Annotated in this window: 12 protein-coding genes; 9 read left to right on the forward strand and 3 right to left on the reverse strand. The window is 57.4% G+C overall.

From position 1 onward, the window contains the following. Window positions 1-104: 104 nt before the first annotated feature. The 3 genes from PGR79_RS15745 to PGR79_RS15755 all read right to left on the reverse strand — a co-directional run bounded on the left by PGR79_RS15745 (window position 105) and on the right by PGR79_RS15755 (window position 2213). Window positions 105-800 (reverse strand): CidB/LrgB family autolysis modulator, encoded by a 696-nt coding sequence (locus tag PGR79_RS15745; RefSeq protein WP_113374365.1) that lies wholly within the window; start codon window positions 798-800, stop codon window positions 105-107. Beyond that, on the reverse strand, window positions 797-1195 hold the full coding sequence (locus tag PGR79_RS15750; RefSeq protein ID WP_020078292.1) for a CidA/LrgA family protein: 399 nt from the start codon (window positions 1193-1195) through the stop codon (window positions 797-799). The genes PGR79_RS15745 and PGR79_RS15750 overlap by 4 nt, the downstream gene beginning before the upstream one ends. Window positions 1196-1307: 112 nt before the next feature. Further along, window positions 1308-2213 (reverse strand): LysR substrate-binding domain-containing protein, encoded by a 906-nt coding sequence (locus PGR79_RS15755; RefSeq protein ID WP_047053404.1) that lies wholly within the window; start codon window positions 2211-2213, stop codon window positions 1308-1310. Between the two features lie 127 nt (window positions 2214-2340). Here PGR79_RS15755 and mhbT point away from each other — a divergent pair, with 127 nt between their 5' ends. The 9 genes from mhbT to PGR79_RS15800 all read left to right on the forward strand — a co-directional run bounded on the left by mhbT (window position 2341) and on the right by PGR79_RS15800 (window position 12782). Then, window positions 2341-3699: a 3-hydroxybenzoate transporter MhbT gene (mhbT, locus tag PGR79_RS15760; RefSeq protein WP_113374366.1), complete on the forward strand. Its 1359-nt coding sequence runs from the start codon at window positions 2341-2343 to the stop codon at window positions 3697-3699. An 11-nt stretch (window positions 3700-3710) separates the two neighbouring features. Beyond that, window positions 3711-4748, forward strand: a complete 1038-nt coding sequence (gene gtdA / locus PGR79_RS15765; protein WP_108419046.1) for a gentisate 1,2-dioxygenase — start codon at window positions 3711-3713, stop codon at window positions 4746-4748. 17 nt (window positions 4749-4765) lie between these two features. Next, window positions 4766-5467 carry a fumarylacetoacetate hydrolase family protein gene (locus PGR79_RS15770; protein WP_015365722.1) on the forward strand — a complete coding sequence of 234 codons (702 nt, stop codon included), beginning with the start codon at window positions 4766-4768 and terminating at the stop codon, window positions 5465-5467. An 8-nt stretch (window positions 5468-5475) separates the two neighbouring features. Next, complete coding sequence (gene maiA / locus PGR79_RS15775; RefSeq protein ID WP_113374367.1) at window positions 5476-6120, forward strand: maleylacetoacetate isomerase; 645 nt, start codon at window positions 5476-5478, stop codon at window positions 6118-6120. Between the two features lie 12 nt (window positions 6121-6132). Beyond that, window positions 6133-7326 (forward strand): 3-hydroxybenzoate 6-monooxygenase, encoded by a 1194-nt coding sequence (locus PGR79_RS15780; RefSeq protein WP_047066113.1) that lies wholly within the window; start codon window positions 6133-6135, stop codon window positions 7324-7326. A 74-nt stretch (window positions 7327-7400) separates the two neighbouring features. Next, window positions 7401-8333, forward strand: a complete 933-nt coding sequence (gene dusC / locus PGR79_RS15785; protein ID WP_316424241.1) for a tRNA dihydrouridine(16) synthase DusC — start codon at window positions 7401-7403, stop codon at window positions 8331-8333. Window positions 8334-8542: 209 nt separating this feature from the next. Then, window positions 8543-9376 carry a transcriptional antiterminator BglG gene (gene bglG, locus PGR79_RS15790; RefSeq protein ID WP_032712035.1) on the forward strand — a complete coding sequence of 278 codons (834 nt, stop codon included), beginning with the start codon at window positions 8543-8545 and terminating at the stop codon, window positions 9374-9376. Between the two features lie 28 nt (window positions 9377-9404). Beyond that, window positions 9405-11372 (forward strand): PTS beta-glucoside transporter subunit IIABC, encoded by a 1968-nt coding sequence (bglF, locus tag PGR79_RS15795; RefSeq protein ID WP_430921998.1) that lies wholly within the window; start codon window positions 9405-9407, stop codon window positions 11370-11372. Window positions 11373-11387: 15 nt separating this feature from the next. Further along, on the forward strand, window positions 11388-12782 hold the full coding sequence (locus tag PGR79_RS15800) for a glycoside hydrolase family 1 protein (protein WP_430922000.1): 1395 nt from the start codon (window positions 11388-11390) through the stop codon (window positions 12780-12782). Window positions 12783-12788: the final 6 nt, after the last annotated feature.

A 12788-nucleotide genomic window follows, 5' to 3' on the forward strand; every position in this document is an offset into this window, starting at 1 on the left:
TGGGAAGCTAGTGTACGGGCCCGCACGGGACCCATATGTGACATAGGTCTCATTGTTTATGCAACGCTAATTTGTTGCATTTATAAATGTGATGTAAATCACAGTTATCTAACAACAGCGACGATCACCGGGAACAGAAAAGGCGCGACCAGCGAGGTAATAATTCCGCACAGTACCAGCGCCAGCGAGCTAAACGCCCCTTCCTGGTAGTCCAGTTCGGCGCAACGCGCGGTGCCGAGGGCGTGCGAGGCGGTACCCATCGACAGGCCGCGGGATGCTTTAGTATGAATACGCATGGCGTTAAGCAGCGTATGGCCGAACACCGCGCCGAGGATCCCAACGAAAATGACGCACACGGCGCTAATCGCTGGAATACCGCCAATACTGCCGCTGACCGCCATGGCAATTGGCGTGGTGACGGATTTTGGCATGATGGAAGCGGCGATTTGCGGGGTGGCGCCCATCAGCAGAGCGACGGTGGTACCGGTGATCATCGCCACGCAGCTACCGATAAAGCAGATGGTGATGATGGATTTCCAACGCGCGCGGATCTGGTGCAGTTGTTCATACAGCGGAAAGGCCAGCGCAACCACCGCCGGCTGCAGCAGGTCGTTAAGGATTTTGCTGCCGGCAAAATAGCGTTCATAAGAAATACCGGTGACCAGCAGAAAAGGAATAATGACCACCATGGCGACCAGCAGTGGGTTGAGCAGCGGAAATTTAAACCGCGCCGCCAGCTTGCGGGCAAGGAAAAAGACAATCAGCGTTAACGGTAGCGACCACCACATTTCATGGATCATTTTTTACTTCCTTTTTGCCCGATGATTTTGCGTTCACCGTGGACCAGATGCGAGCTCCAGCTCACCACCAAAAAGACTAATAAGGTACTGACGGCGCAGGATACCGCCACCGGCCCCAGCTGCGCGCGCAGCAAATCCCAGTACTGCATTACGCCAACGCCGATAGGCACGAACAGCAGCGCCATGTAGCGAATCAGAATGTTGCAGCCGGGATTGACCCACTGCGGCGGCATAATTTGCAGCGCCAGCAGCACGAACAAAATCAGCATGCCGATAATGCTGCCGGGGATGGTGATGGGCAGCAGCCCGGCGATAAAAATGCCTGCATACAAGCAGGCGTAAATCAGGACGAAAGCTCGCACATACTGCCAGATAATATTCAGCGACTTACTCATGGTAATAACCCTTGATGAACTGCCATTCATCATACAATTAAACCCTGAAATGTGCTACCGATCACATCATGAATTCTACGCATCGTCAGCATAGAAAATGGGAACAGCGGCCTTATTCTGCGAGGTAGTGCAGAAAACGAGTGAGCGCCAGCGACGGTACTTCGCTTTTGCGCCAGAACACCCCAACGCTACCTTTTTGTTCAATACGCGGCAAATTCAGAATCGTCAGCTGCCGATGTTCGGCGTAATGCTGCGCCAGCCGCAAAGAAAGAATAGAGATCATATCGCTGCTTTGCAGCAAATTGCTGGTGACATTCATCGAGGCCGACTCGATAGTATTCTCCGGCAGCATGACGCCGTTATCGACCAGCGCGTTATCAATACTCTGACGAATGGGCGTGCCGGTAGGCCAGACTATCCAGCGCCAGGCGGCAAGATCCGCCCAGCTCAAACGCGGCATGCTGGCCAGCGGATGGTCCGGACGGGCGACGAAGCACACCGGTTCGGTATAGAGCACTCGGTAGTTAAGCGGCAGTTCCAGCGCGCGCCCGCCAACACGTCCGACGACCACATCGACCACGCCGGAGAGCAGGTCGTGCAGCAGCGGGGTCATCACTTTTTCTTCGATATTCAGATGCAGGGTCGGCATCTCTTTAAGCAGGGCGAGGATCGCCTGCGCCACGCAGTCTGTCGCCACCGGCGAGCAGCCGATCATCAGGCTGCCGACCAGCCCGCCTTGTTTAAAGCGCTCGATCTCGTACTGCGAGCGCGACATGTCGTTGATTAGCCGCTGGGCATGCTGAAGCAGCAGTTTACCGCCTTCCGAAGGGCGCAGGCCCTTACTGTGGCGCTCAAAGAGCGGCATGCCGACTTCTTCTTCAAATTGCGTCAGCCACTTAGAGAGTGCGGGCTGGGTAATATTCATCATTTTCGCGACCTGCGTGAGATTGCCTTGCTCACCCAGCGCCACCAGCATTTTTAAATGCTGCAGCTTCAACTTTTGCGTCCAGTTCGCCATCAGCCGATAACCTCCAGGTTATGTCTATGCCCGAAAAGCCATTGTACATTTCATCGCCATGGTTACAAAATCGCAACATAAAAGAAATAAATACAACATCTACCCTGACCTGCACTGAGGCATCATTATGGCTCAACGACGTGAACTACAGACGTTACTTAACGCAGCGCCGGTTGGCGCCCTGCAGTGGCGTGTGATTATCTGCTGTTTTCTGGTGGTCATGCTTGATGGTTTCGACACCGCTGCCATTGGTTTTATCGCCCCCGATATCCGCGTTCACTGGCAATTGAGCGCCAGCGACCTCGCGCCGCTGTTTGGCGCCGGGCTATTGGGATTGACCGCCGGGGCGCTGCTCTGCGGCCCGCTTTCCGACCGCTTCGGTCGTAAACGGGTGATTGAGTTCTGCGTCGCGCTGTTTGGCTTATTTAGCCTGCTCTCCGCATTCTCGACGAATCTTGAGATGCTGGTTATCCTGCGTTTCCTCACCGGTCTGGGATTGGGCGGGGCGATGCCCAACACCATCACCATGACCTCGGAATATCTGCCCGCCCGCCGCCGCGGCGCGTTAGTTACCCTGATGTTCTGCGGCTTCACGCTGGGTTCGGCGCTGGGCGGCGTGGTGAGCGCCCAACTGGTGGCGCATATCGGCTGGCACGGCATTCTGGCCTTAGGCGGGATCCTGCCGCTGCTGCTGGCCGTCGCGCTGCTGTGGGCGCTGCCGGAGTCGCCGCGCTGGCAGGTTCGTCGCGGACTGCCGCAGGCGACTATCGCCAAAACCGTCAGCGCTATCACCGGCGAGCGCTATCCCGAGACCCATTTCTGGCTGGATGAACCGGCAGCCGGGCCGAAAGGCAGCATTAGCCAGCTGTTTGTCGGCCGCCAGTTGACGATCACCTTGATGCTCTGGGTGGTGTTCTTTATGAGCCTGCTGATTATCTATTTACTCTCCAGCTGGATGCCGACGCTGCTTAACCATCGTGGTATCGATTTGCAGCACGCTTCGTGGGTGACCGCCGCGTTTCAGGTGGGCGGCACGCTTGGCGCACTGTTGCTCGGCATCCTGATGGATCGTTTCAATCCCTTCCTTGTGCTGGCGCTGAGTTACTGCCTGGGGGCGTTGTGCATCGTGATGATCGGTTTAAGCGAAAACGGTTTGTGGCTGATGGCGCTGGCGATTTTCGGCACCGGCATTGGCGTGAGTGGTTCGCAGGTAGGCCTGAATGCGCTGACCGCCACGCTTTACCCTACTCAGAGCCGCGCGACCGGGGTCAGCTGGTCCAATGCCGTAGGCCGCTGCGGCGCCATCGTGGGTTCGCTCTCCGGCGGCATGATGATGGCGATGAATCTCTCTTTCGACACGCTGTTTTACGTTATAGCGGTACCGGCGGCGATCGGCGCGGTGATGCTCATCATGCTGATGCTGGCGGTTCGCCGTCCTGGAACTGTACCCGACGCGCTGCCCTCTGCGGGTGTCGCGAATAAATAAGGAGAACAATAATGACCCTATCTACTCCGCAATCGAACCGCGAACGCCAGCAGTTCTACCAGCATATTGCCGGGCAGAATCTGACCCCGCTGTGGGAATCGCTGCACCACCTGGTGCCGCAAACGCCGAATGCCAACTGCGCCCCGGCGTACTGGAACTATCAGGAAATTCGCCCGCTGCTGCTGGAAAGCGGGCAGTTAATCGGCGCTAAAGAGGCGGTGCGTCGGGTACTGGTGCTGGAGAACCCGCAGCTGCGCGGCCAGTCGTCCATTACCGCGTCGCTGTATGCCGGCCTGCAGCTCATCATGCCGGGCGAGGTGGCGCCGAGCCACCGTCACAACCAGTCGGCGCTGCGCTTTATCGTGGAAGGCCACGGCGCGTTTACCGCCGTCGACGGCGAGCGCACGCCAATGCGCCCCGGCGATTTTATTCTGACTCCGCAGTGGCGCTGGCACGATCACGGCAATCCTGGCGATGAACCGGTGGTCTGGCTCGATGGTCTCGATTTACCGCTGGTCAACTATCTTGGCTGCGGCTTTGCTGAAGATTATCCGCAGGAACAACAGCCAGTGACGCGTAAAGAGGGCGATTACCTGCCGCGCTACGCTGCCAACATGCTGCCGCTGCGCCATCAGGTGGGAAATTCCTCGCCGATTTTTAACTACCGCTACGACCGTAGCCGCGAGGCGCTGCATGACCTGACCCATCTTGGCGAGGCCGACGAATGGGACGGCTACAAGATGCGCTACGTCAACCCGGTCACCGGCGGCTATCCGATGCCCTCGATGGGCGCTTTCCTGCAACTGTTGCCGAAAGGGTTCCGGTCGCGGGTGGCGAAAACCACCGACAGCACCATCTACCACGTAGTGGAAGGTAGCGGCCAGGTGACGATTGGCGAACAAACCTTTGCATTCCAGGCGAAAGACATCTTCGTGGCGCCTACCTGGCACGGCGTATCGTTCAACGCCTGCGAAGAGTGCGTGTTATTTAGCTTCTCGGACCGTCCGGTACAGGAGGCCTTAGGCCTGTTCCGCGAAGCGCGTTATTAATAAGAAGGAAAACAATGATGACTCAATACGTTTTTGCCCCCCAGGCGCCGATTAGCATCCCGGTTGTTGGCAGCGATGAGCAATTCCCGGTACGCCGCGTTTACTGCGTTGGCCGTAACTATGCCGCCCACGCCCGTGAAATGGGCTTCGACCCGGATCGCGAACCGCCGTTCTTCTTTTGCAAACCGGCGGATGCGGTTGTGCCGGTGGCGGCTGGCGAAACGCTGGATCTGCCGTACCCGGCGCAGACCGACAACTATCACTACGAGATTGAGCTGGTGGTCGCCATCGGCAAAGCGGGACGCGACATCCCGCTTGAGCAGGCGCAGGAATATATCTGGGGCTATGCTACCGGACTCGATATGACCCGCCGCGACCGCCAGATGGAGATGCGCCAAATGGGGCGCCCGTGGGAAATAGGTAAAGCATTCGATCTTTCCGCTCCTGTCGCGCCGCTGCATAAAGCCGCCGAGGCGCGCGAGGTGAATCAGGCCGGGATCTGGCTGCAGGTGAACGGTGAAGATCATCAGCGTAGCGATATACGCCACCTCATCTGGTCAGTAAATGAAACCATCAGCTATCTCTCGGGCTTTTTTGAACTGCAGCCCGGCGATCTGATTTTCACCGGCACGCCGGAGGGCGTCGGCGCGGTGGTGAAGGGCGATGTGATTACCGGCAACGTAGACGGACTGACGCCTATCGCCGTTCGCGTGGTGTGAGGTGAACAATGAAGCTGTACAGTTTTTTTAATAGCTCTGCCTCATACCGGGTGCGCATCGCACTGGCCCTCAAGGGCATCGATTATCAGAGCGTGGGGGTGAATATCCGCATCGGGGCGCAGAATGCGCTGGACTACCGGCGGCTCAATCCGGTGGGGCTGGTGCCGACGCTTATCACCGATGACGGTGAATCGCTGGGCCAGTCGCTGGCGATAGTTGACTGGCTTGACCGCCACTACCCACAAATGCCGCTGCTGCCGCAGGAGGATCCGGCGCGGATGCGGGTGCTGGAGATGGTCTACGCCATCGCCTGCGATATTCATCCGATTAATAACATGCGGGTTTTACGCTACCTTAGCGATGAGTTGAAGGTCAGCGAAGCGGACAAAAAACGCTGGTATGCCCACTGGATCCAGCAGGGGCTCAGCGCGCTGGAGCAACTGCTGCGGCAGGCGAAATCCGGCGCTTACTGCGTCGGCGATAGGCCAACGCTCGCCGACTGTTGCCTGGTGCCGCAGTGGGCTAACGCGCAGCGAATGGGGTGCGATCTGAGCCATTATCCGCGCTGCCAGGCGGTTTACGATGCCTGTACCCGGCTACCGGCGTTTATTGCCGCCGCGCCGGAAAATCAACAAGACAAAATTCCGGCCTAGGGAGGAGGGAAAATGGCGAAAGTGACGCGAGCAATTATTGTCGGCGGCGGCATTGGCGGCGCGGCGACGGCGCTCTCTCTGGCGCGCCAGGGGATCAAAGTGATGCTGCTGGAAAAGGCGCATGAAATCGGCGAAATCGGCGCCGGTATTCAACTGGGGCCGAATGCGTTTTCAGCGCTGGATAGTCTGGGCGTCGGCGAAGTGGCGCGCCAGCGTGCGGTGTTTACCGACCATATCACTATGATGGATGCGGTGAATGGGGAAGAGGTGGTGCGTATCGAGACCGGGCAGGCCTTCCGTGACCATTTCGGCGGCCCGTATGCGGTGATCCATCGGGTGGACATTCACGCCACCGTCTGGGAAGCCGCGCTGACCCATCCCGGCGTGGAATACCGGACTTCAACTCAGGTGGTGGATATCCGCCAGACCGCCGACGACGTGACGGTCTTTGATGACAAAGGCAATAGCTGGACCGCCGATATTCTGCTGGGCTGTGACGGCGTGAAGTCAGTGGTGCGCCAGAGTCTGCTCGGCGATGCGCCGCGGGTCACCGGCCACGTGGTGTACCGCGCGGTGATCGAGGCGGCCGACATGCCGGAGGACCTGCGGATTAACGCGCCGGTGCTGTGGGCCGGGCCGCATTGTCATCTGGTGCATTATCCGCTGCGCGGCGGCAAACAGTACAACCTGGTGGTCACTTTCCATAGCCGCGAAAGCGAAGAGTGGGGCGTGCGCGACGGTAGCAAAGAAGAGGTGCTTTCTTACTTTAAAGGGATTCATCCCCGTCCGCGGCAGATGCTCGACAAACCAACGTCCTGGCGCCGCTGGTCTACCGCCGACCGCGAGCCGGTTGCAAAGTGGGGTAACGATCGCATTACCCTGGTCGGCGATGCCGCCCACCCGGTGGCGCAGTATATGGCGCAAGGCGCCTGCATGGCGCTGGAGGATGCGGTAACGATAGGTAAAGCGCTGCAGCAGTGCGACGGCGACGCCGCTCGCGCCTTCGCGCTGTACGAGTCGGTGCGTATTCCGCGTACCGCGCGAATTGTCTGGTCAACCCGTGAAATGGGGCGGATTTATCACGCGGCGGGGGTCGAACGGCAGGTACGTAATCTGCTATGGAAGGGCAAAACGCAGGATGAATTTTACCGCGGTATCGAGTGGCTTTACGGCTGGAAAGAGGATAACTGCCTCGCACCACGCTAAGGTCTGGTATTGAGATCTTTAAACCGACGCACAGAGGCGCTACCATAGCGCCTCTTTTTTTTCCGGGTAACGATATGCGTGTATTACTGGCGCCAATGGAAGGCGTGCTCGATTCGCTGGTGCGCGAGCTGCTGACCGAGGTTAATGATTACGATCTGTGCATCACCGAATTTCTGCGCGTGGTGGACCAACTGCTGCCGGTAAAATCGTTCTACAGACTGTGCCCGGAACTGCACCATCAAAGTCGCACTCCGTCCGGCACCCGCGTGCGCGTGCAATTGTTGGGGCAATACCCGCAATGGCTGGCGGAAAACGCCGCCCGCGCGGTGGAGCTTGGCTCTTGGGGCGTGGATTTAAACTGCGGTTGTCCATCGAAGCTGGTGAACGGCAGCGGCGGTGGCGCAACGTTACTGAAAGATCCCGAACTTATCTATCGCGGGGCGAAAGCCATGCGCGAAGCGGTTCCCGATCACCTGCCGGTGACGGTGAAAGTTCGCCTCGGCTGGGACAGCGGCGAACGGCGCTTCGAAATCGCCGACGCGGTCCAGCAGGCGGGCGCCAGCGAGCTGGTGGTGCATGGCCGCACCAAAGAGGATGGTTACAAAGCTGAACGCATCAACTGGCAGGCCATCGGCGAAATCCGCCAGCGCCTGACTATTCCGGTGGTTGCTAACGGCGAAATCTGGGACTGGCAAAGCGCGCAGGAGTGCATGGCGGCTACCGGCTGTGATTCGGTGATGATTGGCCGCGGCGCGCTCAACGTGCCGAATCTCAGTCGGGTAATCAAATACAATGAACCGCGTATGCCGTGGCCGCAGGTGGTTGAGTTACTTAAAAAATATACCCAGCTGGAAAAGCAGGGGGATACCGGTTTATATCACGTGGCGCGCATTAAGCAGTGGCTGGGCTATTTACGCAAGGAATATACTGAAGCGCTTGGCGTCTTTAATGAAATTCGCACCTTGCAAACCTCAGCAGAGATAGCGCACGCCATTGCTCGTTATTAGATAAGATGTGTTAATCCGTACGCACTTTATTAATTAGCACTCATTCCTGCACGATGCGACGCGAGCTGTATCACGTTTTTATTCCCTCGCGCTTGAGTCGCCGCAAGAAGTTGATACAGTGCAAACGTTGGATTGCTACTGCTTCGGCAGGCGAAACCTGATTACCTGGCATTTGTCGGGGGTCAGGTTTTTTTGTTTCTGGGGTTCATATGCTAATCGCCAAAGTACTTAATAATAACGTGGTGGTAGTGGTCAACGAGCAGCAGCGCGAACAGGTGGTGATGGGGCGAGGGCTGGCCTTTCAAAAGCGCGTGGGCGACTCGTTGGACGAAAGTAAAATTGAAAAAGTCTTCGCCTTACAAAGCGATGAACTGGTTGGCCGCTTAGGCGAATTACTCAGTCAGATACCGTTAGAAGTGATGACCACCTGCGATCGTATCATCGAGCTGGCCCGCGGGCGGTTGGGAAAGTTACAGGAAAGTTTGTACATCACCTTAACTGACCACTGTCACTTTGCCATCGAGCGGCAGAAAAACGGCGTCGCGATTCGCAACGTGCTGCTGTGGGAGATTAAACGGCTGTATCCGAAGGAGTTCGAACTGGGGCAGGAGGCGAGGGCCATCATCGCCCGCCGGCTGGGCGTCGAGCTTGCCGAGGATGAAGCCGGGTTTATCGCTTTGCATCTGGTGACGGCGCAGCTCAACAGCGAAATGCCGGAAGTGATGCACGTGACGCGGGTGATGCAGGAGATCCTGCAACTGGTGAAGTACCAGCTGCAGCTTAACTACGATGAAGAGTCGCTCAGCTACCAGCGCTTTGTGACCCATCTGAAGTTTTTCGCCCAGCGCATGTTAACGCGAACGGTAGTGCAGGATGACGACGTTACGCTGCACAGTGCGGTGAAAGATAACTACGCCAAAGCGTGGAAGTGCGCGGAAACGGTGGCGAAGCACCTGCAAAAGAATTATCAACGGGCGCTGACCACCGAAGAGATTATGTTTCTTGCCATTCATATCGAGCGGGTAAGAAAAGAGGGGCGTTAATTCCCCCACAAAACTGGATTGTTACTGCATGATGCAGGCAAAACCTGAGCGCGACGCCAACCGGCGTGGTTCTCGGGTTTTTTTATTTTTAATACTCAGTCGCCGGTTGTCTGTGGGCAGCGGCAGTAAGGAAAAGAGCATGGAATATAAAGCACTCGCGCAGGATATTCTTCACCGCGTCGGCGGCAAAGAGAATATTGTGAGTCTGGTTCACTGCGCGACACGTCTGCGTTTTAAATTGAAAGATAATGCTAAGGCCGATGCCGAAGGGCTGAAGGCGAACCCCGGCGTGATCATGGTGGTAGAAAGCGGCGGCCAGTTTCAGGTGGTCATCGGTAACCATGTTCACGATGTCTGGCTGGCAGTGCGCCAGCAGGCGGGGTTAAGCGACGACAGCGAACCGGTAACACAGGAGAAAGCGGCGAAAAGCTCGATATTAAGTCAGCTCATCGATATCATTTCCGGCATCTTTACCCCTTTTATTGGCGTAATGGCGGCGACGGGTCTGCTGAAAGGACTGCTGGCGCTGGCGCTAACCTGCGGATGGCTCACGCCGCAACAGGGGACCTATAAAATCTGGTTTGCCGCCAGTGATGCGCTGTTCTTTTTCTTCCCGCTGTTTCTTGGCTACACCGCTGGCAAAAAGTTTGGCGGCAACCCGTTCATCTCAATGGTGATCGGCGGCGCATTAACCCACCCGCTGATGATTCAGGCCTTTGAAGCCAGTCAGACGGGGGCACCAATGGAACACTTCCTCGGTATACCGGTGACCTATATCAATTATAGCTCCTCGGTGATCCCGATTATCCTCGCCTCCTGGGTCTGCTGCTGGCTGGAACGTAAGAGTAATGCGGTGCTGCCGTCGGCGATGAAGAACTTTTTTACTCCGGCAATCTGTCTTGCGGTGGTTGTGCCGCTGACCTTTCTGGTGATAGGCCCGCTGGCGACCTGGCTGAGCCACATGATTGCCAATGGCTATCAGGTTATCTACGTTTTTGCCCCATGGCTGGCAGGCGCGGTGCTGGGCGCGCTATGGCAGGTATGCGTTATCTTCGGCCTGCACTGGGGGCTGATACCGCTGATGATCAATAACATGACCGTGTTGGGGCATGATTCTATGCTGCCGATCATTCTGCCGGCGGTGATAGCCCAGGTAGGCGCCGTGCTGGGGATACTGCTGGCCACGCGCGATTCGCGTCAGCGGATGCTGGCTGGTTCCGCGTTTTCCGCCGGGCTGTTTGGCATCACTGAGCCTGCCATTTATGGCCTGACCCTTCCGTTACGTCGCCCGTTTATTTTTGGTTGTATCGCCGGCGCGATTGGCGGCGCGATTACCGCCTTCAGTAATAGCTACGCCTATTCCTTTGGGGTGCCGAACATTTTCTTTCCGGCGCAGATGATCCCACCCGGCGGTATTGATTTTAGCGTGTGGGGCGGATTAATCGGCACCGGGGTGGCTTTCATTCTCGCCTGCGTATTGACCTTCTTCGCCGGCTTACCGCGCAGCCAGGCGGAAGGCGCCGTCGTCGTCGCGCCTGCGGCGGAAAACGATATTCTGGCGCCGATGTCCGGCAGCGTGCTGGCCCTCGATCAGGTGCCGGATAGCACCTTCGCCAGCGGTCTGCTGGGTAAAGGCGTGGCTATTATTCCGGCGGTGGGCAAGGTCATTGCCCCGTTTTCTGGCGAGGTCGCCTCGCTGTTTCAGACTAAACATGCCATCGGCCTGCTGAGCGACAGCGGCATTGAACTACTGATTCACGTCGGTATTGATACCGTCAAACTCGACGGCGTACCGTTTACCGCCCATGTCAAAGAGGGGGATAAAGTTCAGGCCGGCGATTTGCTGCTGGAGTTCGATCGTCAGGCCATTCTGGACGCCGGTTACGACCTGGCGACCCCGATTATTATCAGCAACAGCGATGATTACCGTAGCGTTGAGATGGTGTCCGCGAGCGTCGTGGATGCCGGCCAGCCGCTGTTGTCCGTCAGCCATTAATCACAGGAGAGAGCGATGAAAACATTCCCGCAGGGCTTTTTATGGGGCGGCGCCACCGCGGCAAATCAGGTCGAAGGCGCATATCTGGAAGATGGCAAAGGTTTATCCACCTCCGACGTGCAGCCGCAGGGGGTATTCGGCGACGTCGTGGAGCGCGTCGCGGGCGACAGCGGTATTAAAGATGTGGCGATCGATTTTTACCATCGTTATCCGCAGGATATCGCGCTGTTTGCTGAGATGGGCTTCAACTGTCTGCGGGTCTCGATCGCCTGGACGCGTATCTTCCCGCATGGCGATGACGCCGAACCGAACGAAGCCGGGCTGGCCTTCTACGACAAACTGTTTGCCGAGATGGCCGCGCACAACATTACTCCGCTGGTGACGCTATCGCACTATGAGATGCCGTGGGCGCTGGTGAAAAACTATGGCGGTTGGAGCAGCCGCAAGGTGATTGGCTTTTTCGAGCGCTATGCCAGGACGGTGTTCAGCCGCTATAAAAATCAGGTCAAACTGTGGCTCACCTTTAACGAAATTAATATGTCGCTGCACGCGCCAATGACCGGCGTCGGCCTGCCGGCCGGTAGCAGCAAAGGCGAAGTCTATCAGGCTATCCACCATCAGCTGGTGGCCAGCGCGCTGGCGGTCAAAGCCTGTCACGAACTGGTACCACAGGGGAAGATTGGCAATATGTTGCTCGGCGGGCTGATGTATCCGCTGAGCTGCAAACCGGAAGATGTCTTTGAAACGCTGCAGCAAAACCGCAGCTGGCAGTTCTTTGGCGACGTCCAGTGCCGTGGCGCCTATCCGGGCTACATGCAGCGCTATTTCCGCGAAAACGATATTACGCTGACCATCACCGACGGCGACCGGGAAGCGCTGAAAGAGACCGTCGATTTTATCTCCTTTAGCTACTATATGACCGGCTGCGTCACCGCTGATGAAGCGCTGAACCAGCAGGCGCGCGGCAACATTCTCAGCATGGTGCCGAACCCGCATCTGGCAAGCTCGGAGTGGGGCTGGCAGATAGACCCGCTGGGGCTGCGTACGTTGTTGAATGTACTGTGGGACCGCTATCAGAAGCCGTTGTTTATCGTTGAAAATGGTCTGGGGGCGAAGGATAAAATCGAGGCCGACGGCAGCATCAACGATGACTATCGCATCAGCTATCTCAACGATCACCTGGTGCAGGCGCGCGAAGCCATTGCTGACGGCGTTGAACTGATGGGCTTTACCAGCTGGGGGCTAATCGATCTGGTTAGCGCGTCGAAGGCCGAGATGTCCAAGCGCTACGGTTTTATCTATGTCGATCGTGACGATCGCGGGCAGGGGACGCTCGAACGGCGTAAGAAGAAAAGTTTTGCCTGGTATCAGGCGGTGATTGCCAGCAACGGCGGTAGCCTGCAGGAATAAGCCATT

This window comes from Klebsiella sp. 141161 (assembly GCF_050600815.1).
Lineage (GTDB): Bacteria > Pseudomonadota > Gammaproteobacteria > Enterobacterales > Enterobacteriaceae > Klebsiella > Klebsiella aerogenes.

What these genes read in the sequence shown, in the direction of transcription:
- mhbT (WP_113374366.1), top strand. Translation starts at nt 2,341, where the DNA reads ATGGCTCAACGACGTGAACTACAGACGTTACTTAACGCAGCGCCGGTT.
- PGR79_RS15780 (WP_047066113.1), top strand. Translation starts at nt 6,133, where the DNA reads ATGGCGAAAGTGACGCGAGCAATTATTGTCGGCGGCGGCATTGGCGGC.
- dusC (WP_316424241.1), top strand. Translation starts at nt 7,401, where the DNA reads ATGCGTGTATTACTGGCGCCAATGGAAGGCGTGCTCGATTCGCTGGTG.
- PGR79_RS15750 (WP_020078292.1), bottom strand. Translation starts at nt 1,195, where the DNA reads ATGAGTAAGTCGCTGAATATTATCTGGCAGTATGTGCGAGCTTTCGTC.
- bglG (WP_032712035.1), top strand. Translation starts at nt 8,543, where the DNA reads ATGCTAATCGCCAAAGTACTTAATAATAACGTGGTGGTAGTGGTCAAC.
- gtdA (WP_108419046.1), top strand. Translation starts at nt 3,711, where the DNA reads ATGACCCTATCTACTCCGCAATCGAACCGCGAACGCCAGCAGTTCTAC.
- PGR79_RS15770 (WP_015365722.1), top strand. Translation starts at nt 4,766, where the DNA reads ATGACTCAATACGTTTTTGCCCCCCAGGCGCCGATTAGCATCCCGGTT.
- PGR79_RS15745 (WP_113374365.1), bottom strand. Translation starts at nt 800, where the DNA reads ATGATCCATGAAATGTGGTGGTCGCTACCGTTAACGCTGATTGTCTTT.
- PGR79_RS15800 (WP_430922000.1), top strand. Translation starts at nt 11,388, where the DNA reads ATGAAAACATTCCCGCAGGGCTTTTTATGGGGCGGCGCCACCGCGGCA.
- PGR79_RS15755 (WP_047053404.1), bottom strand. Translation starts at nt 2,213, where the DNA reads ATGGCGAACTGGACGCAAAAGTTGAAGCTGCAGCATTTAAAAATGCTG.
- bglF (WP_430921998.1), top strand. Translation starts at nt 9,405, where the DNA reads ATGATGCAGGCAAAACCTGAGCGCGACGCCAACCGGCGTGGTTCTCGG.
- maiA (WP_113374367.1), top strand. Translation starts at nt 5,476, where the DNA reads ATGAAGCTGTACAGTTTTTTTAATAGCTCTGCCTCATACCGGGTGCGC.